At 51.1% G+C, this 26,112-nt stretch carries 26 protein-coding genes; 10 read left to right on the forward strand and 16 right to left on the reverse strand.

Features of this window, described 5'->3' with window-relative positions:
• Positions 1–3 precede the first annotated feature (3 nt).
• From A9587_RS11575 to dhaK, 7 genes are all read right to left on the reverse strand, one after another.
• The gene (locus A9587_RS11575; RefSeq protein WP_000173307.1) at positions 4–762 is read right to left on the reverse strand and encodes an ABC transporter ATP-binding protein; all 759 of its coding nucleotides are present in this window, start codon (positions 760–762) and stop codon (positions 4–6) included.
• Positions 759–1,745 carry a FecCD family ABC transporter permease gene (locus tag A9587_RS11580; protein WP_001261268.1) on the reverse strand — a complete coding sequence of 329 codons (987 nt, stop codon included), beginning with the start codon at positions 1,743–1,745 and terminating at the stop codon, positions 759–761. Before A9587_RS11580 ends, A9587_RS11575 begins: the two co-directional genes overlap by 4 nt.
• A complete protein-coding gene (locus tag A9587_RS11585) occupies positions 1,745–2,767 on the reverse strand; it encodes an iron ABC transporter substrate-binding protein (RefSeq protein WP_105263535.1) in 1,023 nt (340 codons plus the stop codon). The genes A9587_RS11580 and A9587_RS11585 overlap by 1 nt, the downstream gene beginning before the upstream one ends.
• 337 nt (positions 2,768–3,104) lie before the next feature.
• Positions 3,105–4,802, reverse strand: coding sequence for an alpha,alpha-trehalase (locus tag A9587_RS11590; RefSeq protein WP_001516536.1), 1,698 nt, complete (start codon positions 4,800–4,802; stop codon positions 3,105–3,107).
• 133 nt (positions 4,803–4,935) lie between these two features.
• Positions 4,936–6,354: a dihydroxyacetone kinase phosphoryl donor subunit DhaM gene (gene dhaM / locus A9587_RS11595; RefSeq protein ID WP_001516535.1), complete on the reverse strand. Its 1,419-nt coding sequence runs from the start codon at positions 6,352–6,354 to the stop codon at positions 4,936–4,938.
• A gap of 10 nt (positions 6,355–6,364) precedes the next feature.
• A complete protein-coding gene (gene dhaL / locus A9587_RS11600) occupies positions 6,365–6,997 on the reverse strand; it encodes a dihydroxyacetone kinase subunit DhaL (RefSeq protein ID WP_001516534.1) in 633 nt (210 codons plus the stop codon).
• Between the two features lie 10 nt (positions 6,998–7,007).
• On the reverse strand, positions 7,008–8,078 hold the full coding sequence (gene dhaK / locus A9587_RS11605; RefSeq protein ID WP_000733746.1) for a dihydroxyacetone kinase subunit DhaK: 1,071 nt from the start codon (positions 8,076–8,078) through the stop codon (positions 7,008–7,010).
• A gap of 226 nt (positions 8,079–8,304) precedes the next feature.
• On the opposite strand from dhaK, the gene dhaR reads away from it, so the two are divergent.
• On the forward strand, positions 8,305–10,224 hold the full coding sequence (gene dhaR, locus A9587_RS11610) for a dihydroxyacetone kinase operon transcriptional regulator DhaR (RefSeq protein WP_001516533.1): 1,920 nt from the start codon (positions 8,305–8,307) through the stop codon (positions 10,222–10,224).
• 37 nt (positions 10,225–10,261) lie between these two features.
• On the opposite strand, the gene A9587_RS11615 is transcribed toward dhaR, so the two are convergent.
• From A9587_RS11615 to pth, 3 genes are all read right to left on the reverse strand, one after another.
• Positions 10,262–10,444, reverse strand: a complete 183-nt coding sequence (locus A9587_RS11615) for a hypothetical protein (protein ID WP_016248797.1) — start codon at positions 10,442–10,444, stop codon at positions 10,262–10,264.
• Between the two features lie 189 nt (positions 10,445–10,633).
• Positions 10,634–11,725, reverse strand: a complete 1,092-nt coding sequence (gene ychF / locus A9587_RS11620; RefSeq protein WP_064528709.1) for a redox-regulated ATPase YchF — start codon at positions 11,723–11,725, stop codon at positions 10,634–10,636.
• Between the two features lie 116 nt (positions 11,726–11,841).
• Complete coding sequence (pth, locus tag A9587_RS11625) at positions 11,842–12,426, reverse strand: aminoacyl-tRNA hydrolase (protein WP_000152932.1); 585 nt, start codon at positions 12,424–12,426, stop codon at positions 11,842–11,844.
• Between the two features lie 277 nt (positions 12,427–12,703).
• Here pth and ychH point away from each other — a divergent pair, with 277 nt between their 5' ends.
• Entirely contained in the window at positions 12,704–12,982 is a 279-nt protein-coding gene (ychH, locus tag A9587_RS11630; protein ID WP_000823885.1) for a stress-induced protein YchH, read from the forward strand.
• 59 nt (positions 12,983–13,041) lie between these two features.
• Here ychH and dauA read toward each other — a convergent pair whose 3' ends face one another.
• From dauA to lolB, 4 genes are all read right to left on the reverse strand, one after another.
• Positions 13,042–14,721 carry a C4-dicarboxylic acid transporter DauA gene (gene dauA, locus A9587_RS11635; protein WP_105263534.1) on the reverse strand — a complete coding sequence of 560 codons (1,680 nt, stop codon included), beginning with the start codon at positions 14,719–14,721 and terminating at the stop codon, positions 13,042–13,044.
• Positions 14,722–14,845: 124 nt separating this feature from the next.
• Positions 14,846–15,793, reverse strand: coding sequence for a ribose-phosphate diphosphokinase (gene prs / locus A9587_RS11645; protein WP_001516529.1), 948 nt, complete (start codon positions 15,791–15,793; stop codon positions 14,846–14,848).
• 150 nt (positions 15,794–15,943) lie between these two features.
• Complete coding sequence (ispE, locus tag A9587_RS11655; protein WP_001516528.1) at positions 15,944–16,795, reverse strand: 4-(cytidine 5'-diphospho)-2-C-methyl-D-erythritol kinase; 852 nt, start codon at positions 16,793–16,795, stop codon at positions 15,944–15,946.
• On the reverse strand, positions 16,795–17,418 hold the full coding sequence (gene lolB, locus A9587_RS11660) for a lipoprotein insertase outer membrane protein LolB (protein WP_001130692.1): 624 nt from the start codon (positions 17,416–17,418) through the stop codon (positions 16,795–16,797). Before lolB ends, ispE begins: the two co-directional genes overlap by 1 nt.
• 213 nt (positions 17,419–17,631) lie before the next feature.
• Here lolB and hemA point away from each other — a divergent pair, with 213 nt between their 5' ends.
• From hemA to kdsA, 6 genes are read left to right on the forward strand one after another with little or no spacing between them, the layout of a single operon-like run.
• Complete coding sequence (gene hemA / locus A9587_RS11665) at positions 17,632–18,888, forward strand: glutamyl-tRNA reductase (protein ID WP_001516527.1); 1,257 nt, start codon at positions 17,632–17,634, stop codon at positions 18,886–18,888.
• A 41-nt stretch (positions 18,889–18,929) separates the two neighbouring features.
• Positions 18,930–20,012 (forward strand): peptide chain release factor 1, encoded by a 1,083-nt coding sequence (gene prfA / locus A9587_RS11670; RefSeq protein WP_000804714.1) that lies wholly within the window; start codon positions 18,930–18,932, stop codon positions 20,010–20,012.
• The gene (prmC, locus tag A9587_RS11675; RefSeq protein ID WP_038354497.1) at positions 20,012–20,845 is read left to right on the forward strand and encodes a peptide chain release factor N(5)-glutamine methyltransferase; all 834 of its coding nucleotides are present in this window, start codon (positions 20,012–20,014) and stop codon (positions 20,843–20,845) included. Before prfA ends, prmC begins: the two co-directional genes overlap by 1 nt.
• Positions 20,842–21,234, forward strand: coding sequence for an invasion regulator SirB2 (gene sirB2 / locus A9587_RS11680; protein WP_000200357.1), 393 nt, complete (start codon positions 20,842–20,844; stop codon positions 21,232–21,234). The genes prmC and sirB2 overlap by 4 nt, the downstream gene beginning before the upstream one ends.
• Positions 21,235–21,237: 3 nt before the next feature.
• The gene (gene sirB1 / locus A9587_RS11685) at positions 21,238–22,047 is read left to right on the forward strand and encodes an invasion regulator SirB1 (protein WP_105263533.1); all 810 of its coding nucleotides are present in this window, start codon (positions 21,238–21,240) and stop codon (positions 22,045–22,047) included.
• A 35-nt stretch (positions 22,048–22,082) separates the two neighbouring features.
• Positions 22,083–22,937: a 3-deoxy-8-phosphooctulonate synthase gene (gene kdsA, locus A9587_RS11690; RefSeq protein WP_000811071.1), complete on the forward strand. Its 855-nt coding sequence runs from the start codon at positions 22,083–22,085 to the stop codon at positions 22,935–22,937.
• 179 nt (positions 22,938–23,116) lie between these two features.
• On the opposite strand, the gene A9587_RS11695 is transcribed toward kdsA, so the two are convergent.
• Together A9587_RS11695 and chaA are read right to left on the reverse strand one after the other, a co-directional pair.
• The gene (locus tag A9587_RS11695; RefSeq protein ID WP_032141347.1) at positions 23,117–23,224 is read right to left on the reverse strand and encodes a type I toxin-antitoxin system toxin Ldr family protein; all 108 of its coding nucleotides are present in this window, start codon (positions 23,222–23,224) and stop codon (positions 23,117–23,119) included.
• Positions 23,225–23,632: 408 nt separating this feature from the next.
• Positions 23,633–24,733 carry a sodium-potassium/proton antiporter ChaA gene (gene chaA / locus A9587_RS11700; protein ID WP_001516524.1) on the reverse strand — a complete coding sequence of 367 codons (1,101 nt, stop codon included), beginning with the start codon at positions 24,731–24,733 and terminating at the stop codon, positions 23,633–23,635.
• Between the two features lie 268 nt (positions 24,734–25,001).
• On the opposite strand from chaA, the gene chaB reads away from it, so the two are divergent.
• A complete protein-coding gene (gene chaB, locus A9587_RS11705; RefSeq protein ID WP_001146437.1) occupies positions 25,002–25,232 on the forward strand; it encodes a putative cation transport regulator ChaB in 231 nt (76 codons plus the stop codon).
• 157 nt (positions 25,233–25,389) lie between these two features.
• A complete protein-coding gene (chaC, locus tag A9587_RS11710; protein ID WP_061090500.1) occupies positions 25,390–26,085 on the forward strand; it encodes a glutathione-specific gamma-glutamylcyclotransferase in 696 nt (231 codons plus the stop codon).
• The last annotated feature ends 27 nt before the right edge of the window (positions 26,086–26,112 follow it).

A 26,112-nucleotide genomic window follows, 5' to 3' on the forward strand; every position in this document is an offset into this window, starting at 1 on the left:
TCCTTAGCGTTTAATGGCAGAGAGGTGATGATGAATCTGGGCGGCGGAAACCCGATACAGGGCTGCCAGTTTGTCCATTGTCAGTTGTTCAGCCGGTAAGCCTTGTGTTACGCGTCCATCTGGCTCAACCCGGATAACGCTGTCGGCAATGGCGTTAGCATGTAGCGGATGATGGGTCGACATCAGCATCGTCATTCCGTTATTTTTTAGCTGCGCCAGGGTGTCCAGCAGTTGGATCTGATGACCAAAATCGAGGCTGGAGGCAGGTTCATCCAGTAACAACAAGCGTGGTTGCTGAAGCAGGGCGCGGGCGATTAATGCCATCTGGCGTTCACCGCCGCTAAGGGTATTCCAGCGCCTTGTCGCCAGATGCGAAATACCCAGCTTTTCCAGTTGCTCTGTGGCTTTCAGGCGTTCTTGCTTACCGGGGACGGAAAACGTCCCCATTATTGGAGTCAGTCCCATTAACACCATGTCCAGTACACTGAAAGCAAAAACACCGTCGTGCGCTTGCGGCACCCAGGCAATAGCTTGCGCGCGCTGGTGATGGCTAAGTTTCTGAACAGGTACGCCATCCAGCAAAATCTCGCCACCTGACAATGGAATCACGCCAAGAATGGTGCGCATCAGCGTAGTTTTACCGCAGCCATTGGCTCCCAGCAGGCAACAAATTGATCCCTGAGACAGGTTGAAGGAAACGTCGTGTAGCACCGGATGGCGGGAGTAACCCAGAGAAGCATGACGGACGGCAAGCAAAGTCACTGGCGACCTCCGCGTAACAACAACAGCAGAAAAAATGGTGCACCAACAAAAGCGGTCAGAATGCCGAGCGGGATTTCTGTTGTCCCAATGCTTCGCGCCAGTGTGTCGGTGAGCAGAAGCAGAATGGCACCTGTAGACATCGCCACAGGCAATAGTTGCTGATGGTTGTGACCAGTCAACAAGCGGGCAATATGTGGGACGACGAGGCCGATCCAACCAATAATTCCTGCTATTGCCACTGTGCTGGCGGTGATTAGCGTGGCGCAGATAATCAACCCTAACCTCAGGCGCGCAACATTCAGCCCCAGCGAGCTGGCTTCATCGTCGGAAAGTGTGAGTAAATTCATGCGCCAGCGGAGGAAAAACAGGGGCAGGGAGCCAATTAGAATGATCGGCGCAGCGTAGTAAAGATCACGCAAGGTTACGGTGGACAGCCCTCCCAGCAACCAGAAGGTTATTGAAGGTAACTGGGTGTAGGGATCGGCCAGAGTTTTTATTAGCGAAATTCCGGCTCCGCATAGCGTACCCAGCGCAATACCGACCAGTACCAGAGTTAAGACCGGATCGTGGCGGGTAACCCGGCGTGTAATCAACCAGACACCCGCGACGACCAACAGTCCGCCGCAAAACGCGTACAGTTGGATGTAAACAATCGATAATCCCCACAGGATTGCCGCGCAGGCTCCGAGTCCGGCACCCGCGGAGACACCCAGAATATCTGGTGAAACTAAGGGATTACGGAACATACCCTGATAGGTGGTTCCCGCCCCCGCCAGCGCAGCGCCCAGTAACAGCGCAGCAAGAATGCGCGGTACGCGGATTTGCCAGAAGACAATGTGTTCCTGCACTGGGACATCTTCTTGACGAAGAATGAGCGCCAGCAACTGCTGCATATCGAGATGATAAGCCCCACTTACGGCAGCAAAAGTGATGCTGATGGCTGCCAGCAGCAAAAGCAAAATAAACCCGTTCACTGTTCTCATTAGCTCGCCACCATTTTTTGATAGTCGGCGTCACTTAATGTGCAATGCCAGAACAGTTGGGCGTAACGCTGCATATCATCTTTAAACTGGCTGTTGACTACGGGATCGAGCCAGGCATGCAATCGGCGTAACCCCAAAAGGCGATTGATTCCTGGTGGGGCATCCAGCCAGCCAAAGGGCAAACCAGTTAAAAATAAGATGCGTCGTTCCGCGACAGCTTTTACCCCCTGCCAGAGCGGGTCGTTACGGATAAAGTCAGCAGTGACGGGATCCTGAACCAGAATAATATCCGGCTGCCAGCGCAGCAGGTTTTCCATGGATACTTGCGCCAGCCCATGACGATCGGCAATTTGTGCAACATTGTGCAGACCTAATAATTCTGCCGCCTCAGTATGCAACGAACCTTGTAAACCTGTTTCCAGCCCCCGGGCACCACGCGCGGCATAAAAGCGAATGTTGGCAGCGGGCGAGGCGGCGAACGCCTGAGCTTCACGAACGAAACGGTTGGCGAGACTGGCTTGTTCTGCGGCGCGGTTTTCTTCGCCTAACGTTTTGCCCAGCGTTGTTAACTGTTCTGCGGATTGTTCCAGTTTCCCGTTAAGCAATAACCAGGGGATTTGTGTCTGCTCGCTAACCTGCCGGGCCTGGGAGATCCAGGTGTCATCTGTATTGCCGCAATCAACGACCAGATCGGGCTGCAATGCCATCAGCCCTTCCATCGAGAGCGAACTGGCGCGCCCGGCAAGCCGCCCAAGTTTAGGTAAATGGCGAATCGCCGGGGGTAATGGAATAGCCGCTTCGCGGGCAAAGTTAAAGGAAGAAAAACCGACCAGTTTTTCCGGAGCGACAGCCAGCAAAAGCAGATCCGCAGGTGCACCAGCGCTGACTATGCGCGTAATCTTTTTTGCGTCGGGGAGCATCGGTGAGGCCCAGAATTTAACGGGTTGTGCAAAGGACGGCAAATGATACAGGAGCAGGGTGGATGCAAGAGCCTGCGTAAACATCCGTCTGGTTAGTGGCATGAGTAATATCCTGACAATCAAAACCGCTATATATTTACATATATATCGATAAAGATCATGTTTGATATCAAGGTTTATTTAAAGAAACAGATTGGTCTGCTTATTTGCTAAACAGCATTTTGTTTAACAAGAAAAATTATCAGGGAGAATGGGAGACAGACAAAAATATAAATAGAATCGTAATGATTAATAAATTGATAATGCAAGATTTAACGCTTGCTCTGATATAAGGCGGCTAAGGTATAGAATGTATAATGAGCGATTTTTGATATTTCATGGAAAAAATGGGCAATGCCAATTTAATGTGCGGAATGACATTGCCCGATATACAGTAAATTTAAGGCGTAGGTTCCGCCTCTTTTTGTTTAACCGGCGGTGTTGTTGATTTACTGAGTGGGCGACTTGCCGGAACGTTGTCACACGGTTGCGCTTTCGGGCAGATCAAATCCAGCATTTTCAGCGTCACGCCGTTGGTCCAGCCAAAGCCATCCTGCAACGGATATTCGCCACCGCCGCCACCTGTTCCGGTGGTGCTGACATCATATTTTTCGACCAGCTTTTTCTCCCGGTCATAAGTGTGTTGAACATTGGTCAGGAAATTCCAGCTAATATCCATCGCCACCTCATTTTGCCCGTAGTTTTGCAATCCTTCGGTAGCAACCCATTGCAACGGTGCCCAGCCATTTGGCGCATCCCATTGCTGTCCACTTTTCACCGAGGTGGTGTTCAGTCCGCCAGGTTGCAGCAGATGCGTTCTGGTCGCCGTTGCCATTTTGCTGGCACGATCTTTCGCCGCAGCGTTGACATACAGCGGGAACAGGGCGGCGGCAGTTAACTGATTGCGTACTTTATGGCTCTTCAGATCGTAATCGGCATACCAGCCTTGCTGGTCGTTCCACAGGTATTTTTCGATCCCTTGCTGACGGGCATTGGCTAATGTTTCATATTGACTGGCCATCGCGTTATCCCCGGCGGCTTTACTGGCGCTGGCGAGAATTTTTTCCATTTTATACATCAGACTATTAAGATCGACCGGCACAATGCTGGTGGTGCGCAAGGTATTTAACTGCTGTGGATTATCCATCCAGCGCGAGCTGAAATCCCAGCCAGATGCGGCGGCGGAACGCAGGTCGCGATAGATTTCCGTAGCGGGGCGACCGGGATTGCTTTTGGCTGTGGCGATATCTTCCACCCACGATTCCGGACGCGGTGTATCGCGGTCGTCCCAGTAGCGGTTAAGGATAGTGCCATCCTTGAGCTTTACAACGCGTTTTTCCTGTTGCCCGGCTTGCAGGTTTTCAACGCCGTCCATCCAGTAAGCATATTCTTTTTGCAGTTGCGGCAGATACTGTTTCAACGCTGCATCGCCTTCATGTTGTGCCAGTAACTCCACCATCAGGGCAAAGAAGGGTGGTTGTGAACGGCTCAAATAATAGCTGCGATTACCGTTTGGAATATGTCCGTAAGTGTCTATTTCATAGCCAAAATTCGCCACCATATCCGCAACTTTATCCCAGTGACCGCTTTCAGCAAGCCCCAGCATAGTGAAGTAGCTGTCCCAGTAATATACTTCCCGGAAACGCCCCCCCGGCACGACATAGGGTTTCGGCAACGGCAGCAGAGAGTCCCATTTTTCGGTGCTTTCGGTTGTGCGGGTTAATACCGGCCAAAGCCCATCAATATGTTCACGTAGCGACTGTCCCTTTGGTGGGATGTGTTTCTCGCCTTCTTTTGGCAGGGAGAAATTGACTTTCACGAAGTGACGCAAATCAAACCCGCTCTGGTTCTGTTGCATCCGGTAATCAGCGAGGATCATCAGCGGATCGCTGTTTGGCACGGCGTCGGCAAAGGTTTTTTGATCCGGAAAAAGTTTGGCGTTTTGTACATCGTCAAACAACGGTCCCAACAAAATATCAGGCGATTGTGGTGTGACGGCAATTTCTTCCGCTTGTGCCGATAGCGCGGCAAAACACAAAAAAAGTGTGGTGGGAATTAACGCCATTCTTTGTGGATGACGAGGGACACGTGGTTTCATCAATCATTCTCCTTTGGCGATACCGAACAAAACGGTATTCAAGTATCAGAAAACCTTAGTTCAGGATCGCCGTAAGGACATGATTGAAATCTTATTCTGCGAACTGACAGACAAATCTGACGGAGAATCTAATTTAACTCTGATGCCTGAAGCGTTGTGCTTTTACATCCAGGGTTAATGTCTCTTCAGGTTGTAGCGCATACAGTTTCTCGCCCTGCTGACAAACCCAGCCAATGCCCAGTTCACGGGCAATTAAGGCGCTGTGGGATACCGGGCTTCCGGCGCTAAGACAGATGCCTTTAACGACAGTCGGGTCCAGTTGCAACATGGTGGAAGGGTAAATATTCTCCGCCAGTAAAATAGTCGGCGCGCTAAATTGCGGCAGTTCTTCTTTCGTCTGTGTCAGGTGGAGCAGGGTACGATGCAGAAGATCGTCTACATCAATATAGCGAGCTTGCAAATATTCATCATCAAGCTGCTGATATTGTTGGCTAAGTTCTTTAAGAACCTGCTGCCAGGCATATTCTGCTGTGCAGTGTTCATGCTGAAGGAGTTCGCTTGCCGCCGCCAGTAGTTCAGGATCGTCTAACAGAGTATGGTGGCCGGAAAAGATCGCGGCGATATCGTCGAGCCCGTTTGCCTCTGCCTTTGCCGATAAGGCCATCAAATCTAACAATGTGAAGTCAATCGCCTGGCGTAATCGTTCCTGTTCTTGTTCCGCTGTCAGAGTTGATTTCGCCTGCACTGTGCATAAAACCGGTTGATAATAGAAGGCTTTACCCGTGACAGGAGGGACTGGGCGCAGAGTCGGTGGCGCTATCTCTTCCGTTTCACCAAAGTTATCTTCAGCCAACTGGCGGAAAGCGGCCAGCGCCTCTTCAGCTTCAGGCCCTTTCACAATCAGGCGCAGAGTATCGTTATAGCGGACTTGTAACAGCGCAATCTGGTTAATACTTTCCGGCGTGACGCATTTACCGTTTTTCTCCAGCAACATGTCCGCATTAAATACCGATAAGGTATAGACCAGTCGGGAGGCCGGGCGCACGTGGAGGCCGTTACGGTTTTTAATCACCACCGCCAGAGAACGAGCCTCTTCATCGTGCGGAGGGCATATGTCAGAGATTTCACTGTCGGATGACGGTAAACCCAGTTGTTCGCGTTTGGCTTCCAGCGCATGCATTGCGTCATGGATAACCTGGTTGATATCCGCACCTGACGCCGCGCTGACCGTCGCAGCCAGCGTCCCTTCAACCAACGGTGCGGCGCACAACCGTACTTTTGCGGCGATCTCTGGCGCAAGCAATTCCAGTGCGGTTTCTGCACTCAATAACGCGCTCCCCATATCCATCATGACCAGCACATGGTCGGCATCGGCAACGGATTCGATGGCTTCCATCACTTTGACGGCATCGGTGCCGATGGGATTTTGTGGATCATCGATCCCCGCGGCAACGGCGATTTTACAACTATCGCTCATCAGCATCTGACGGGCTAATTCACCAACACCTTCTCCCAGTCGGGCGCTATGTGAAACTATGACCAGGTTTACCATCACCAATTCCTTACTCTTTCGCGGCTAAAGCCAGCATTTTCATCATAAACATCACGGAGGTCGCGCCAGGATCCTGGTGACCGATACTGCGTTCACCGAGGTAACTGGCACGGCCTTTGCGGGCTTGCATCGTAATCGTGCTTTGTGCAGCGGATTCAGCGACGCTGCTGGCAGCGTCGAGCGCCGCCGGAACAGAGAGATTTTGCTCGCAGGACTGACGTAACGACTCAACCACCGGCACCCAGACATCGCACATGGTCTTATCGCCGGGCTCGGCTTTTCCCCGGCTGATTACGCCATCCGCACCATCGCGGAACATCTGATAAAGCTCTTCCAGCGTCAGGCTTTGTCGTGCCTGAGTTACCTGTGCGGCGCGAATAAAAAACGTACCGAACAGCGGACCACTGGCACCGCCGACGCTGGAAAGCAACGTCATACCGGTATTTTTGAGGATGAAACCAATATCCTTGTCCTCGATGGCGGGTAGTTTCTCCACCACTTTGCTAAAGCCACGATTCATATTCAGCCCGTGGTCAGCGTCACCAATTTCACGGTCAAGGCTGGTGAGATAATCGCTCTCTTTGCTGAAAATTTCTCCACAGCGAGTGAGCCAGTTAACAATCTGTGTTCTGCTCAGTGACATCATCATCTCCTTATTTACCCCAGTTGAGTGCCGGGGTATGGACCGGGGCGTCCCATAGTGCCAGCATTTCGTCATCAACTTTCAGTAAGGTGATAGAAAAGCCGGACATATCCAGTGAGGTGCAGTACGCGCCAATTAAATTACGCTCGATAGTCAAACCCGCTTGCTGACAACGCGTGGTCAGGCGGTTATAGACGCCGTATAGCTCAGAAAGCGGTGTGGCACCAAGATTGTTGACCAGTGCAATCACCCGATCGCCAGACTGTAGCGGCTGTTTGGTTTGCGTCTGTTCCAGCCAGTTTCCTTGTTGATAATCCCAGAAACGCAGCGTGCGATGATATGCGCCATTTTCCAGCAGGGTATCGAACATTTCATCGACGGTTTGATTAAGGGAAGAGAAGGGGCGACGGTCAATACCTGGTTCACCATGAATGCCAACGCCAAACTCCATCTCATTATCCGCCAACGTAAAAGACGGTTTGCCTGCGGCAGGAACGGTACAGGCACCGAGGGCGATACCAATTGAGTGACCCTGATTATTCAACTTACGCCCCAGTTCTGCACAGGCGTCCAGTGAGTCGCCACGTTCCGCCGCCGCACCCACCAGTTTTTCAATTAATACCGTGTTGGCAACGCCGCGCCGCCCGGCGGTGTAAAGACTGTCTTTCACCGCAACGTCGTCATCGACAACCACTGTGGTGACTTTTACGCCGCTGTCGTGCAGTAATTCTGTTGCTGTTTCGAAGTTAAGAATATCGCCGGTGTAATTTTTGATAATCAGCAGCACACCTTCGCCGCCATCAATTTGCATGGCGCATTCAAAGATTTTGTCTGGCGTCGGAGAGGTGAATATTTCGCCAGGACATGCCCCCGAGAGCATTCCCTGGCCGATATAACCGCAGTGCATCGGCTCGTGTCCGCTGCCGCCGCCCGACAGTAGAGCGACTTTTCCTGCAACGGGTGCATCAGCTCGGGTGACATACAGTGGGTCCTGATGCAGCGTCAGCGAAGGATGGGCTTTCGCCAGCCCTGCCAGTTGTTCGTTCAGTACGTCTTGCACATCATTGATCAATTTTTTCATTATTTTGTTCCAGCATTTACGGTAGGGCATGGATGATGTTCAACGATACGGCGACCACTGACTGCCGATGAATCCATTGTGCATCAGGCAAGGGAAAAGAAAATTAACCCAAATTGCGTTTCATAATGGAACATATGCTTTAATGAATGTTTCATATTGAAACTTGTATGTGTCTTAATACTAAAAATTGCGAGCCGGAACACCTTTTGTCATAAGTGAGCGGAATATGAATGGCGGTTTTAACGACGATAGCCGGGGGCTTTCTCCCTTAATTGCAGCCTCCTGGGAGCGATGCTGTAAGCTGATGAAACGGGAGTTATGGAGCAAACCGCACCAGGCACAGGGCGTAACATTTGCTTCTATTTGTCGGCGTAAAAAGGCGATGCTGACGCTCGGGCAAGCGGCGCTGGAAGATGCCTGGGAATATATGGCACCCCGAGAGTGCGCCCTGTTTATCCTTGATGAAACGGCCTGCATTCTTAGCCGTTATGGGGATCCGCAGACGTTGCGCCAGCTCAGTCTGCTGGGATTCAGCGACGGTACATATTGTGCTGAAGGGATCATTGGCACTTGTGCATTATCGTTAGCGGCTATCTCCGGTCAGGCTGTGAAAACGAAGGCCGATCAACATTTTAAGCAGATGCTTTGGGATTGGGCATTTTGTGCAACGCCACTGTTTGACAGCAAAGGGCGATTGACGGGGACGATAGCCCTGGCGTGTCCGGCTGAACAATCGACGGCAGCCGATTTGCCGTTGACGCTGGCAATTGCTCGCGAGGTGGGGAATTTACTGCTGACGGACAGTTTGCTTGCTGAAACTAATCGGCATTTAAATCAGCTTAACGCCCTGTTAGAAAGTATGGACGATGGGGTGATTAGCTGGGACGAGCAGGGTAATTTGCAATTTATCAATGCTCAGGCGGCGCGTGTTTTGCGTCTGGACGCGACGGCAAGTCAGGGCAAGGCGATCACTGAACTGTTAACGTTACCCGCCGTTTTGCAACAGGCAATAAAACAGGCGCATCCGCTCAAACATGTGGAAGCGACCTTTGAAAGCCAGCATCAGTTTATTGATGCGGTCATTACCCTTAAACCGATAATAGAAACGCAGGGAACCAGCTTTATTCTGTTGCTGCATCCGGTGGAACAGATGCGGCAATTGATGACCAGTCAATTAGGCAAAGTTAGTCATACATTTGCCCATATGCCGCAGGACGATCCGCAAACCCGCCGCTTGATTCATTTTGGCCGTCAGGCGGCGCGCAGCAGTTTTCCTGTTCTACTTTGTGGGGAAGAGGGCGTTGGTAAAGCCCTGTTAAGTCAGGCAATTCATAATGAAAGCGAGCGGGCAGCAGGGCCTTATATCGCCGTCAATTGCGAGTTATACGGTGATGCGACGCTGGCGGACGAGCTTATTGGCAGCGATCGCCCGGAGAACGAAAATGGTCGCCTGAGTCGGCTGGAACTGGCGCACGGCGGCACGTTGTTTCTTGAAAAAATTGAATATCTGGCAGTGGAGTTACAGTCTGCTTTATTACAGGTTATCAAGCAGGGGGTTATCACGCGGCTGGATGCGCGGCGTTTAATACCGATTGATGTCAAAGTCATTGCTACAACGACCGCGGATCTGGCAATGCTGGTGGAACAAAATCGCTTTAGCCGGCAACTTTATTACGCGCTGCATGCGTTTGAAATTACTATCCCGCCGCTGCGTATGCGGCGCGGCAGTATTCCGGCGTTGGTGAATAACAAGCTGCGCAATCTCGAAAAACGTTTCTCAACCCGCCTGAAAATTGATGACGATGCGCTTGCCCGCCTGGTTTCTTGTGCATGGCCCGGCAATGATTTTGAACTGTACAGCGTCATCGAGAACCTTGCCCTGAGCAGCGATAACGGGCGAATTCGCATCAGTGATTTGCCTGAACATCTGTTTACCGAACAGGCGACAGATGATGTCAGCGCCACACGTCTTTCAACCAGTCTGTCATTTGCGGAAGTCGAAAAAGAGGCAATTATTAATGCAGCACAGGTTACGGGCGGACGTATTCAGGAAATGTCTGCATTACTGGGGATTGGTCGCACTACGCTGTGGCGAAAAATGAAGCAACATGGCATTGATGCGAGTCAGTTCAAACGCCGTGGATAGTGGGAGAGTATGTACTCTCCCGTCTATGACTTACTAATTAATAGCGACTATGACCAGGGCTGCCATGATTTGGCCCACCATTTGAGGGGGGCATTGGCTTACCGGAGGCCGCAGGGCCACGAGGGCCATCGCTGTGGCGGTGATGATGGTGAGGAACACAAGCACTTAACAGGCTGGCGAAGACAATTGCTAACAGGCTGAAGGTAAATGTTTTTTTCATGACAAACTCTTGAACGGTTAATGCACTGTGATTGTTATCACATAAAAGCCATATTGTTAATATTGCCAGGAGTCTGATTATGAATTTCGGTAACTCAGAATTGGAAGTAGCAGCGTAGCAGGTAAAAAAAAGCCATTATGTGCAACTCACATAATGGCTCATTATTAACCGCTCGGGTATTACGCGGAATTAGACGTTGAACAGGAAGTTCATCACATCGCCATCTTTAACGATGTAATCTTTACCTTCTGCACGCATTTTGCCCGCTTCTTTCGCGCCTTGTTCACCTTTGTAAGTGATGAAATCTTCAAACGAGATGGTTTGTGCACGGATAAAGCCTTTTTCAAAATCGGTGTGGATTTTGCCAGCAGCCTGCGGAGCCGTTGCACCAACCGGAATGGTCCATGCGCGCACTTCTTTCACCCCAGCGGTGAAGTAAGTTTGCAGATTCAGCAGTTTATAACCAGCACGGATCACACGGTTCAGACCCGGCTCTTCCAGTCCCAGTTCCTGCATAAACTCGTCACGTTCTTCGTCGTCCAGTTCGGCAATGTCTGCTTCAACAGCAGCACAAACCGGAACCACGATAGAGCCTTCTTTCGCCGCAATCTCACGCACCTGGTCAAGATACGGGTTGTTTTCAAAACCGTCTTCGTTGACGTTGGCGATGTACATCGTCGGTTTCAGAGTCAGGAAGCTCAGGTAACGAATAGCCGCTTTCTCTTCTGCGCTTAAATCCAGCGCGCGCAGCATACCTGCGTTTTCTAGCTGTGGCAGACATTTTTCCAGAACCGCCAGTTCGGCTTTCGCGTCTTTATCGCCACCTTTGGCCTTCTTCTGTACGCGATGAATTGCACGTTCACAGGTGTCGAGATCCGCCAGTGCCAGTTCGGTATTGATAACTTCAATATCGTCCGCCGGGTTAACTTTGCCGGAAACGTGGATGATATTGTCATTTTCAAAGCAACGAACAACGTGGCCGATCGCTTCGGTTTCACGGATGTTGGTCAGGAACTGGTTACCCAGACCTTCACCTTTCGACGCGCCTTTTACCAGACCGGCGATATCGACAAATTCCATGGTGGTGGGAAGCGTGCGCTGCGGTTTTACGATTTCAGCCAGTTGATCCAGGCGTGGATCGGGCATTGGTACGACGCCGGTGTTCGGCTCGATGGTGCAGAATGGAAAGTTGGCCGCTTCAATACCGGCTTTGGTCAGCGCGTTGAACAGGGTAGATTTCCCGACGTTGGGCAAACCGACGATACCGCATTTGAATCCCATGATTTAAATCACCTTAATATCTTAATAATCAACCTGTTATCGTAAACAGATTGTAGAAATGGAAATAACTTTGCCTATTATACACGGCACTCGGCAAAAATGCCGCAGACAACGACTTATTGCGCTTTAAAGGCGTGCAATCGGTTCGTTGCTTTGGTCAGGCCATCTGTAAACCACATTTCAGTACAACGTGCCGCTTCGTCGATGGCGTCATCAATTAACTTCTGTTCACTAACAGGTGGTTTGCCTAACACAAAGCCGACAACTTTGTTTTTATCGCCCGGATGACCAATTCCGATGCGTAAACGGTGAAAGTTAGGGTTATTACCTAATTTACTGATGATGTCTTTCAGTCCATTGTGACCACCGTGGCCACCGCCCAATTTAAATTTGGCGACGCCAGGAGGCAGATCCAGTTCGTCGTGGGCGACCAGAATTTCATCCGGGTTAATGCGGAAAAAACTGGCCATCGCTGCGACTGCTTTGCCGCTGAGATTCATAAATGTAGTCGGGACTAACAGGCGGACATCTTCTCCTCCGAGAGTCACTCGTGAGGTATAACCGAAGAATTTAGCTTCTTCCCGTAGAGGGGCGCGTAAACGCTCCGCCAGTAAGTCAACGAACCAGGCACCAGCATTATGTCGCGTTGCTGCATATTCAGCGCCGGGGTTCGCCAGGCCGACAATCAATTTAATCGTCACGTTTTTTTGTCCTGAGTGAGTACATAACTGGCGCGTAGTTTACTGGTTGCGGCCCCGCTTGACAAAAAACAGCGCCTTATATGCTGACAACACAATAATTGCCTCTACAGACTATTAGAAAGTCAGGGTGTTCAGATGGTTATTTGTAAAGTTTTGTTGAAATAAAGGGGGTAATTGTGATCACACCCGCACATAAGCCACAGGGTGTTGTCTATACTTTACACATAAGGATGAGGGGTATTCCCTGTTACAACCCAGAAAGTTCCGGAGGTGACATATGAAACGCAAAAACGCTTCGTTACTCGGTAACGTGCTCATGGGGTTGGGTCTGGTGGTGATGGTGGTTGGCGTGGGGTATTCAATCCTCAACCAGTTACCACAGTTTAATATGCCCCAGTATTTCGCACATGGTGCAGTGCTGAGTATTTTCGTCGGTGCCATTCTCTGGCTGGCGGGTGCCCGTGTTGGTGGGCATGAACAGGTGTGCGACCGTTACTGGTGGGTTCGCCACTATGACAAACGTTGCCGCCGTAGCGATAATCGTCGTCATAGCTAATGTATAATGCAGTTTACTGACCAGTCAGTTTGCGCTGACTGGTCAATTTAATGCCTTTCTTACAGATCAGCCATCGCTGCGCTGCGATTCGGGAAGAACGCCAGGCGTCCCGGAATCGGTTGAATACCGGATCGAGCCATTGTGCGCAGAGGCTGAAATTCCACGTTACACACGCGCAGTTCACACCCTTCAGGCAGTCGCTTCACAAAACGCTGGAACGCATCAAGACCACCGGCATCAAGCACCGGAACGGCATCCCACTTCAGAATAACAATTCGTTTTCCTTCCAGACGTGATTCCAGTTCAGTGAACAGACCTTCAGCCGCAGCGAAAAACAGCGGGCCGATAACACGCAGAACCAGTACATCGTCAGGCACGTCTACTACTACCGGAGCCAGGCGAGTCATACGGGCGATACGGCGCATAAACAGCAGCGATGCCAGCACGATCCCTACGCTGATGGCAATAACCATATCAAACAGCACGGTCAGTGACATGCACAGCAGCATGACGATGATGTCATCCTTCGGCGCATGACGCAGCAAATCGACCACTTTATGCGCTTCACTCATGTTCCACGCCACCATCAGCAGCAGGGCAGCCATGGCGGAAAGCGGCAGCCAGGAAAGCAGCGGTGCCAGTACCAGCAGGGCAAGAATAACCAGAATAGAGTGAATTACCGCCGAGATGGGGGAAGTCGCCCCGGCACGGACGTTAGCGGCAGAACGCGCGATCGCGGCTGTAGCGGTAATACCGCCAAAGAATGGGGCAATGATATTCCCCAGCCCCTGGCCGACCAGCTCACTATTCGCTTTGTGTTTCGTCCCGGTCATACCATCCAGTACCACAGCGCAGAGCAGAGATTCAATCGCCCCGAGCATTGCCATTGAGAATGCTGCAGGCAGAAGAGTGCGAATGGAGTCCCAGCTTAGCGTGAATTCTGAATTGGGCAGATCCCACGGTAGCACCAACTGCGGCAGCAGTTGCGGGATACCGTTACCCTGGGAGCCATCGGCCAGAACGTAGTGGAATTGCGAGCCGATGGTAGCAACATGCCCGCCGAGCAGGTTAACAATTCCCATCACCGCACAACCGGCCAGCAATGCTGGAAGGTGACCAGGTAAACGGATGCCCAGGCGCGGCCAGAAAATCAGGATCCCAAGCGTAACAATACCAATTGCGGCATCACCCACGTTAATCGTCGGCAGCGCCATAAATAATGCGCCAACTTTTTGCAGATAATGTTCCGGGACATGAGCCATTTGCAGACCGAGAAAATCTTTAATCTGCATCGTACCGATGGTGATCCCGATACCCGAGGTGAAGCCTAAGGTAACGGAAACCGGAATATACTCAATCAGGCGGCCAAAGCGTGCCAGCCCCATCAGGATCAAAAAGATCCCAGACAACAATGTCGCAACCAGCAGGCCTGCCAGTCCAAACTGTTGCGAAACAGGATAGAGAATTACCACAAATGCCGCAGTCGGACCGGAGACGCTAAAGCGCGACCCACCCGTCAGAGCAATGACAATCCCTGCAACAGCAGCGGTGTATAAACCGTACTGTGGAGCTACGCCACTGCCAATTGCTAACGCCATCGCCAGCGGAATAGCAATAATCCCGACGGTAATCCCGGCAATCAGGTCACGGGTAAACCGTGCGGCAGTGTATTTTTCTTTCCAGCAAGCGTCGATCAGAGCGCGGAAAGGCATCACATGTGAGGAGAATATTTTGTTCACAATAATGTTTCATCCGTGAGCGCATCATCTGTCAACTAAATGGCAGGTGAAGGAGGCATAGGTCATACAAATGGATATTACAGACAAAAAAACCCGCCGCAGCGGGTCTTTGAGCCGGGTTCGATTAATGTTCGAACATAGCAGAGATCGATTCTTCGTTGCTGATACGACGAATCGCTTCGGCCAGCATACCTGACAGGGTCAGAGTACGCACGTTCGGCAGTAATTTGATTTCATCGCTCAGCGGAATAGTATCGCAGACAACGACTTCATCAATTACAGAGTTACGCAGGTTGTTCGCCGCGTTGCCAGAGAAGATCGGGTGAGTCGCATACGCAAATACACGTTTAGCACCACGTTCTTTCAGCGCTTCAGCAGCTTTACACAGCGTACCGCCAGTGTCGATCATGTCATCGACCAGTACGCAGTCACGACCTGCAACGTCACCGATGATATGCATCACCTGGGAAACGTTCGCACGCGGACGACGTTTATCGATGATTGCCATATCGGTATCGTTCAACAGCTTAGCGATAGCGCGGGCACGCACAACGCCGCCGATGTCCGGAGAAACCACAATCGGGTTATCCAGATTCAGCTGCAGCATGTCTTCCAGCAGGATCGGGCTACCAAATACGTTATCAACCGGAACGTCGAAGAAACCCTGAATCTGTTCAGCGTGCAGATCCACTGTCAGCACACGGTCAACACCGACGCTGGAGAGGAAGTCTGCAACCACTTTCGCAGTGATTGGTACACGAGCGGAACGGACGCGACGGTCCTGGCGCGCATAGCCAAAGTAGGGGATAACAGCGGTGATACGACCTGCGGAAGCACGACGCAGGGCATCAACCATAACGACTAATTCCATCAGGTTGTCGTTAGTAGGGGCACAAGTGGACTGGATGATGAAAATATCACCACCGCGTACATTTTCGTTGATTTGTACGCTGACTTCGCCGTCGCTAAAGCGACCTACAGCGGCGTCGCCGAGTGAAGTGTACAGGCGGTTGGCAATACGTTGTGCTAGTTCCGGGGTGGCGTTACCAGCAAAAAGCTTCATATCAGGCACGAGAAGAACCTCAGGCATGCGTCCATTGGTGGAAAGAATCTGCCGAAAACTGTGCGGGCCAGGCAATATTCTTTCCAGGCGGTGTATTAAAGAGCGCGATGCAACGTCTGGAACAAGGTGACGTTGTCACCGAAACTCAGCTTGCCCGGCTTAAAGCATGGCTCTGTGCAATGGGGAAAGGTTGACGCCTTTCGCCACAAAGCCATTGAGCCATTCCGGGGCTTGCTCTAGCACCTGGCGGGCTTCAGACTCTGTATCAAATTCAGCAAAGACACAGGCCCCTGTCCCAGTCAGGCGCGACGGGGCGTATTCTAACAGCCAGGAAAGCACCGCATCAACCTCGCGAAAACGTTTTCTTGCGATAACCTCGCAATCATTGCTAAATTCACATTTTAGCAACGTTTCTATTGACCTTTTCGGCGTGTTGCGCGGGAGTTCGGGATCTTTAAAAATTACCGGTGTCGGAATACTCACACCAGGGTGTGCTACCAGATACCATTTTTCTGGCGGATCCACCGGTGTTAATATTTCGCCAACGCCTTCGGCAAAAGCAGCATGACCACGCACAAAGACAGGCACATCAGCGCCCAGCGTCAGCCCCATTTTCGCCAGCTCCTCGATGCTGAGTCCACATTGCCAGAGATGATTTAACGCCACCAGAACAGTCGCGGCATTGGATGAACCGCCGCCCAGACCACCGCCCATCGGCAAACGCTTGTCAATACTGATATCTGCACCGCTTCCCGCCGGAAGACGCCCGCTGGCGGCTGCTGTTTTCATCAGCAAGCGTGCCGCGCGAACAATCAGGTTATCTTCGTTTTCCACGCCTTCAACGGGCGTTAACAGGCGAATTTCCCCATCGTCACGAAGTTCAATGTTGATGGTGTCGCCGTAATCAAGAAACTGAAACAGCGTTTGCAACGTGTGGTAGCCGTCCGCACGCTGACCGGTAATGTATAAAAACAGATTAAGTTTTGCCGGAGAAGGCCACTGAGTCCGCATTATTTCACTATCCAGTTATCCATTTTTAACTTGATGCGCTGACCACCGTCGGTGAGCTCCATATTGGCAGGCATCGCTGGTTGCGTTTTAGTGTCATAACCACCGTATACCACTTTCCAGTTTTTGCCGTTCTGGCTGTAGGTGATTTCACTCAGGCGATATTGATCGTCTAGTTTGTAGTCGGTCGCGTCTCCCGGCAAACCTAAAATCCACTGACGCAGACTATTGAGCGGTATTGGCATTCCGGTCAATTTGCCTATCATCTCTTCGGCATCATCAGCGGTGTAGCGCTGGCCTTTGTTATCCACTAACTGCACGTTACCTGGTTGCGCATTCAGCTCCAGCTCGGTGCTGCCCAATGGGTTAGTCAGCAGCAGACGGTAACGATCCTGACCGGTTTGCTGCCAGAAAAAGCGGGCGTAGACTTTCTGTTGATCGGAAATATAAGCAAACGCACCGCGAGTCTGATACTGATTAAGATTACGAACGTCTTGCTGATGCTGACGCCACTGTGGTGAATCCGGGCTTTTGCCTGGACCTTTGGGCGTGGTAACGGAACAGGCAGTGAGCACGAGGGCTGCCAGCGGTAGCAGGCGGATAAGACGAAAATCGGGCAGGGGCATAATGATGACAAGTCCTTGAGATACGTTGCAGTTATAACCCTTAATGCTAGCGTTACCGTCCGCTATCGTCTATGTTCAAGTTGTCTTAATTGCCAGAATCTAACGGGTTTCGGCAATTACTCCAAAAGGGGGCGCTCTCTTTTATTGATCCCGCGCATCCTGTATGATGCGAGCAGACTAACCATATCAACGTTGGTATTATTTCCCGCAGACATGACCCTTTTAGCACTCGGTATCAACCATAAAACGGCACCTGTATCGCTGCGAGAACGTGTATCGTTTTCGCCGGATAAGCTCGATCAGGCGCTGGACAGCCTGCTCGCGCAGCCGATGGTGCAGGGCGGCGTGGTGCTGTCGACGTGTAACCGCACAGAACTTTATCTTAGCGTTGAAGAACAGGATAACCTGCAAGAGGCGCTTATTCGCTGGTTGTGCGATTACCATAATCTTAATGAAGAAGATCTGCGTAATAGCCTCTACTGGCATCAGGATAACGATGCGGTTAGCCACTTAATGCGTGTCGCCAGTGGTCTGGATTCACTGGTTCTGGGCGAGCCGCAAATTCTCGGCCAGGTGAAAAAAGCGTTTGCCGATTCGCAAAAAGGCCATATGAAGGCGAGCGAACTGGAGCGCATGTTCCAGAAATCTTTTTCTGTAGCGAAACGCGTTCGTACCGAAACAGATATTGGTGCCAGTGCCGTGTCTGTCGCTTTTGCGGCTTGTACACTGGCGCGACAGATCTTTGAATCACTCTCTACGGTGACGGTATTACTGGTGGGGGCGGGCGAAACTATTGAGCTGGTGGCACGTCATCTGCGCGAACATAAAGTGCAGAAGATGATTATCGCCAACCGTACTCGCGAACGAGCACAAATTTTGGCAGATGAAGTTGGCGCGGAAGTGATTGCATTGAGCGACATCGATGAACGTCTGCGTGAAGCCGATATCATCATTAGTTCTACCGCCAGCCCATTGCCGATCATCGGTAAAGGCATGGTGGAGCGTGCATTAAAAAGCCGTCGCAATCAACCGATGCTGCTGGTGGATATTGCCGTTCCGCGCGATGTCGAGCCGGAAGTCGGCAAACTGGCGAACGCCTACCTTTACAGCGTTGATGATCTGCAAAGCATCATTTCGCACAATCTGGCACAGCGTAAAGCTGCCGCCGTGGAGGCGGAAACCATCGTCGCTCAGGAAGCCAGCGAATTTATGGCGTGGCTGCGTGCACAAAGCGCCAGTGAAACCATTCGCGATTATCGCAGTCAGGCAGAGCAGGTTCGCGATGAGTTAACCGCCAAAGCGTTAGCGGCCCTTGAACAGGGCGGCGACGCGCAAGCCATTATGCAGGATCTGGCATGGAAACTGACTAACCGCCTGATCCATGCGCCAACGAAATCACTCCAACAGGCCGCCCGTGACGGGGATAACGAACGCCTGAATATTCTGCGCGACAGCCTCGGGCTGGAGTAGCAGTACATCATTTTCTTTTTTTACAGGGTGCATTTACGCCTATGAAGCCTTCTATCGTTGCCAAACTGGAAGCCCTGCATGAACGCCATGAAGAAGTTCAGGCATTGCTGGGTGATGCGCAAACCATCGCTGACCAGGATCGTTTTCGCGCATTATCTCGTGAATATGCGCAGTTAAGTGATGTTTCGCGCTGTTTCACCGACTGGCAACAAGTGCAGGAAGATATCGAAACCGCACAGATGATGCTCGACGATCCAGAAATGCGTGAGATGGCGCAGGATGAACTGCGCGAAGCGAAAGAGAAAAGCGAGCAACTGGAACAACAACTTCAGGTTCTTTTGCTGCCAAAAGATCCTGATGACGAACGCAACGCCTTCCTCGAAGTGCGCGCCGGAACCGGCGGCGATGAAGCCGCGTTGTTTGCTGGCGATCTGTTCCGCATGTACAGCCGCTACGCGGAAACCCGTCGCTGGCGTGTGGAAATCATGAGCGCCAGTGAGGGTGAACATGGTGGTTATAAAGAGATCATTGCTAAAATCAGCGGCGATGGTGTGTATGGTCGGTTGAAATTTGAATCCGGTGGTCATCGCGTGCAGCGTGTCCCTGCCACGGAATCGCAGGGGCGGATCCATACTTCTGCTTGTACCGTTGCTGTAATGCCGGAACTGCCAGAAGCGGAACTGCCAGATATCAACCCGGCGGATTTGCGCATTGATACTTTCCGCTCTTCAGGAGCGGGAGGTCAGCACGTTAACACCACCGATTCGGCAATCCGTATTACCCACTTGCCGACCGGCATCGTTGTTGAATGTCAGGATGAACGTTCACAGCATAAAAACAAAGCGAAGGCGCTTTCAGTGCTCGGTGCTCGCATCCATGCGGCGGAAATGGCAAAACGCCAGCAGGCGGAAGCCTCGACCCGCCGTAACCTGCTGGGGAGTGGCGATCGCAGCGACCGTAACCGTACCTATAACTTCCCACAGGGGCGCGTCACCGATCACCGTATCAACCTGACGCTCTACCGTCTGGATGAAGTGATGGAAGGTAAGCTGGATATGCTGATTGAACCGATTATTCAGGAACATCAGGCTGACCAACTTGCGGCGTTGTCCGAGCAAGAATAATGGAATATCAACAATGGTTGCGCGAAGCAATAAACCAACTTCAGGCGAGTGAAAGCCCGCGGCGCGATGCTGAAATTTTGTTGGAACATGTTACCGGCAAGGGACGCACTTACATTCTCGCCTTTGGTGAAACGCACCTGACTGACGAGCAACGAGAGCAACTCGACGCGCTGCTGGCGCGTCGTCGCGCCGGTGAACCCGTTGCTCATTTAACCGGTGTGCGTGAATTCTGGTCGTTGCCGTTGTTTGTTTCGCCAGCGACTTTGATTCCTCGTCCGGACACCGAATGTCTGGTAGAACAGGCGCTGACACGCTTGCCTGAACGGCCTTGTCGCATTCTCGATCTTGGTACTGGCACTGGGGCGATAGCCCTGGCATTGGCCAGTGAACGCCCGGATTGTGATGTTACGGCGGTTGACCGAATGCCTGATGCAGTTGCCCTTGCAAAGCGCAATGCACAGCATCTGGCGATTAAAAATATCCATATCCTGCAAAGCGACTGGTTTAGTGCACTTGACGAGCAGCAGTTTGCGATGATTGTTAGCAATCCACCGTATATCGACGAGCAGGATCCACATCTTCAACAAGGCGATGTCCGCTTTGAGCCGTTGTCGGCGCTGGTTGCGGCAGACAGCGGTATGGCTGATATCGTTCACATCATCGAACAGTCGCGTAATGCACTCGCATCCGGCGGATTTCTGCTTCTGGAACATGGCTGGCAGCAGGGCGAAGTGGTGCGGCAGGCATTTATGCAGGCGGGTTATCGTGATGTCGAAACCTGTCGTGACTACGGTGATAACGAGCGCGTGACGCTTGGTCGCTATTATCGATGACAAGTTTCAACACGCTGCTTTGCGTTCATCTCATCAGTATCGTGCTTTCTGTCGGCTTTTTAGCCCTGCGTTTTTGGTTACGCTACCAGGAGCATTCACTGGCATTTGCTCGCTGGACGCGAGTATTGCCGCCAGTTATTGATACAGTGTTATTGTTCAGCGGCGTTGCGCTGATGGCTAAAGCGCACATCCTGCCATTTTCCGGGCAGGCACAATGGCTGACTGAAAAGCTGTTTGGAGTTATCATTTATATCGTTTTGGGTTTTATTGCTCTCGATTACCGTCGGGTGCACAGTCAGCAGGTGCGCATTATTACCTTCCCGCTGGCGCTGGTGGTGCTGTACATCATCATTAAACTCGCCACCACAAAAGTACCGTTACTGGGGTAAGTCATGAGATCGTTAGCTGATTTCGAATTTAATAAAGCGCCGCTGTGCGAAGGCATGATCCTGGCTTGCGAAGCAATCCGCCGCGATTTTCCCTCGCAAGATGTATACGACGAACTGGAGCGTCTCGTTAGTCTGGCGAAGGAAGAAATTAACCAGCTTCTACCTTTAGAAGAGCAGTTGGAAAAATTGATCGCGCTGTTTTACGGCGAATGGGGGTTTAAAGCCTCACGCGGTGTTTATCGCCTCTCCGATGCTTTATGGTTTGACCATGTGTTGAAGAACAGGCAGGGCAGTGCGGTATCGTTAGGTGCCATTTTGTTGTGGGTCGCTAATCGTCTCGATTTGCCGCTACTGCCGGTGATTTTCCCGACGCAGCTTATTTTGCGCATTGAATGTTCGGATGGCGAAATTTGGCTGATTAACCCTTTTAACGGTGAATCGTTAAGCGAACATATGCTGGATATATGGTTAAAGGGAAATATCAGCCCATCTGCGGAACTGTTTTATGAAGACCTGGATGAAGCAGATAACATTGAGGTTATCCGCAAGCTGTTGGATACGCTGAAAGCATCACTGATGGAAGAAAACCAGATGGAACTTGCATTACGCACCAGCGAAGCCTTGTTACAGTTCAACCCGGAAGATCCGTATGAAATTCGCGATCGCGGGTTGATTTACGCGCAACTGGATTGCGAACACGTTGCGTTGAATGATTTAAGTTATTTCGTTGAACAGTGTCCGGAAGACCCGATCAGCGAAATGATCCGTGCGCAAATTAATAACATCGCGCATAAACATATTGTGCTGCATTAATTAATCGACATTTTACTTAAGATTAAGGCGATCCTATGAAACAAAAAGTGGTTAGCATTGGCGACATCAACGTAGCAAATGACCTGCCGTTCGTGCTGTTTGGCGGTATGAACGTGCTGGAATCCCGCGATCTGGCGATGCGCATTTGCGAGCACTACGTAACCGTAACCCAGAAATTGGGTATCCCTTACGTGTTCAAAGCCTCTTTTGACAAAGCCAACCGCTCCTCCATCCACTCTTATCGTGGGCCGGGCCTGGAAGAAGGGATGAAAATCTTCCAGGAGCTGAAGCAAACTTTTGGCGTAAAAATTATCACCGACGTTCACGAGCCAAGCCAGGCACAGCCTGTTGCTGATGTTGTGGATGTGATTCAGCTACCGGCGTTTCTTGCTCGCCAGACCGATCTGGTGGAAGCCATGGCGAAAACTGGTGCGGTAATTAACGTCAAGAAACCACAGTTTGTCAGCCCAGGCCAGATGGGTAACATCGTTGATAAATTCAAAGAAGGCGGCAACGAAAAAGTTATTCTTTGCGATCGTGGCGCTAACTTCGGTTATGACAACCTGGTTGTCGATATGCTGGGCTTCAGCGTAATGAAGAAAGTGTCTGGCAACTCGCCGGTAATTTTCGACGTTACCCACGCACTGCAATGCCGCGATCCGTTTGGTGCAGCTTCCGGTGGTCGTCGTGCCCAGGTGGCCGAACTGGCACGTGCCGGTATGGCAGTAGGTCTGGCTGGTTTGTTTATTGAAGCGCATCCGGATCCGGAACATGCGAAATGCGATGGTCCATCCGCGCTGCCGCTGGCGAAACTGGAACCATTCCTCAAGCAGATGAAAGCAATTGATGAGCTGGTTAAAGGTTTCGAAGAACTCGATACCAGCAAGTAATCTTTTTGCTTAAAAACAAAAGCCTTAGCGTTTTGGCTGCACCCCAAAAGTTGGACACCCAACTGATTAAGGTGCAGTTTTTTATGGCCAAAGGATACAAAAAAGGCCGCAGGTTGTTACTCCTGCGGCCGGTTTCGGGCGCATATTGCCATCACGGCAGCCTGACACCCGTCTTCACCTTATTTCCGGTTACGCCACCAGCCGACAATCGCTGCGGTGATAATTCCCGCAAGGATCGGTGCTGCCAGGTCGTGCCAGAAAGTTATGGCAAACTGCGCGAGCGTCATATAGCCGCCTTTTTGTTGTAATGACAACGTTTTGCGGCTATTCTTGAAGTGTCTGGTTTCAAGATTAGCCCCCGTTCTGTTGTCAGGTTTGACCTCTCAACGTGCGGGGGTTTTCTCTTTCCAGCAACCAATGCCGCCAGGGATAAAGCCCCCACAACATTGCGCCTCACCGGATAACTCCGGCTTGGCGTGGATACTACACTTCAAGTTTTCTTTACTTCACCCCTGAAACGTTCGTAATGAAGAGTACATTCCGGATTTTCACCAACTGTTGCAGTGATTTCGTGCAAGCGGTGGCACAGGCTCGCAATTCTGATTAATGAATTACTCAGGAAGGTCAAAAGAGATGAAACACGGAGGGATTTTTCTTATCTCCCCCGATCTCTGTCATCAGGGGAGATATCAATGTCAGGCAAATATCGTCATCAAATAGGCGGCAAACAGAGCCAGATGCGCTGCGCCGTTGAGGACGTTAGTACGCCCGGTGGAGAATGAGATATGACACAGTACTAAAGAGGCCACCATCACCACCATCTCCGGTGCACCAAGAGCAAACTGCAATTCGTTGCCCGTCAGAAAGGCGATCAGCGTTACGACAGGTACGGTCAGTGAAATTGTCGCTAATACCGAACCAAAGAACAGATTCATCGCACGCTGGACCTGGTTGTTTAATACGGCTTTTAACGCCCCTAAACCTTCCGGCGAAAGAATCAACAGTGCCACCAGGAAACCGGTAAAGGCCACCGGGGCATTCATGCTGGTGAGGAGCGTTTCCAGTGGGCTGGCGTTCATTTTGGTGACTGCAATCACCGCTATCAGATGGATAATCAGCCAGACAGCATGCCACAGACTGCTATGGGCAGACGGTTTGCCGTGGTGCGGATCGTCATCATCGCTGTCATCCTCGTGCTCATAGACAAACAGACTCTGGTGCGTTTTGGTCTGAATCAGCAAAAATACGCCGTACATTGCCGCGGAAATTAATGCCACCAGTAACGCCTGACCGGTTGAGAAATTCGCCGCAGGCAGAGCCATCGGGAATACCAGCACAATAATTGCCAGCGGAAACAGGGCGATCAAATACTGTTTAATACCAAACAGATTCATATATTGGGTGGCAAATTTGCGTCCGCCCAACAGTAATGAAAAACCAACCAGCCCACCGGTAACAATCATAATGATTGAATAGAGCGTATCTCGCATTAACGTCGGCGCGGCATCGCCGGTCGCCATTAAGGCTGAGATCAGACTGACTTCAAGAATAACCACGGAAAGGCTAAGAATAAGAGAACCATAAGGTTCACCCAGGCGATGCGCTAATACGTCAGCATGACGGACAACACTAAAGGCACTGCTTAAAATACCAATAAGCGCAAGAAGGTTGATGGCAATGACCACTGGTAGTGTCTGAGCGCTTCCCCACAGGAACAGCACCACCAGCGCCAGAACCGGGAAAATAAGCGAGGTCTCCTTGTGGCGGGTTTTTACCGCCTCGTGAGCATTTGTCATTATGGTTATCCCTTTGCAGATGAATTTGTCGGAAATGTAATAAATCGGTGGAAAAAATAACAGAAAGTGTCTGGATATCGGTAACATTTTACGAAATTTTACCCCGCTGCCGCTTTTTTACTCTTTGGGGGATAAAAATAATCAACGCGTTTAGCCAATGTTTGTATTAGCGTCTCTTAAGAAGATTCTAACGTGGGAATTCTTATACGCTGGCAAGCGTGGATATTGTTGACCACACTTAAAGTTCACCTTTAAAAAGGAGTCAGTAATGCCGTATAAAACAAAAAGCGATCTGCCAGAAAATGTAAAACACGTTCTACCGTCTCATGCCCAGGATATCTATAAAGAGGCATTCAACAGCGCCTGGGATCAATATAAAGATAAAGAAGATCGGCGTGATGACGCCAGTCGTGAAGAGACAGCGCATAAAGTGGCCTGGTCCGCAGTGAAACATGAATATGCCAAAGGGGATGATGATAAATGGCATAAAAAAGAGTAATCCCCAGAGATGAACTAAAGCTATTCGTGCGGCGTCGCCTTGCAAGTGGTCTGAGAAATGCATATTGTCCCGAGAGTGGTTTCAAAATGAGCAGTAAAAATGTCCGGAAGACACCAATAAGTTGTCGCAAGGAAGTATGCAGTGGCGGAGGTATAAGGTGATAACGCGTGATTTCTTAATGAATGCCGATTGTAAAACGGCATTTGGTGCCATTGAAGAATCACTCTTATGGTCAGCAGAACAACGGGCGGCCTCGCTGGCGGCGACGCTGGCTTGCCGTCCTGATAACGGACCGGTGTGGATCTTCGGCTATGGGTCGCTGATGTGGAATCCGGCGCTGGAGTTTATCGAGTCGTGTACCGGTACGTTGGTTGGGTGGCACCGGGCGTTTTGTCTGCGTCTGACCGCGGGGCGCGGGACAGTGCACCAGCCGGGACGGATGCTTGCTCTGAAAGAGGGCGGTCGCACCACAGGGGTGGCGTATCGCTTACCGGAAGGGGCGCTCGAGCAGGAACTGACTTTGCTGTGGAAGCGGGAGATGATTACTGGCTGTTATCTGCCAACCTGGTGCCAGCTTGATCTTGATGACGGGCGCACAGTAAACGCACTGGTATTTATTATGGATCCACGGCATCCAGAATATGAATCCGACACTCGTGCTCAGGTCATCGCGCCGTTGATTGCGGCAGCGAGCGGTCCGCTGGGAACCAACGCACAATACCTGTTTTCACTGGAACAAGAGCTTATCAAGCTGGGGATGCAGGATGACGGGTTAAATGATTTGCTGGTGTCGGTGAAAAAACTGCTGGCGGATAATTTTCCGGATGGTGTGTTACGGCCAGGATTTGCCTGATGAAACATCTGTCATAGTGGGGCGTCG

The organism is Escherichia sp. MOD1-EC6162, from assembly GCF_002965125.1.
In the GTDB taxonomy this organism is placed as follows: Bacteria; Pseudomonadota; Gammaproteobacteria; order Enterobacterales; family Enterobacteriaceae; genus Escherichia; species Escherichia marmotae.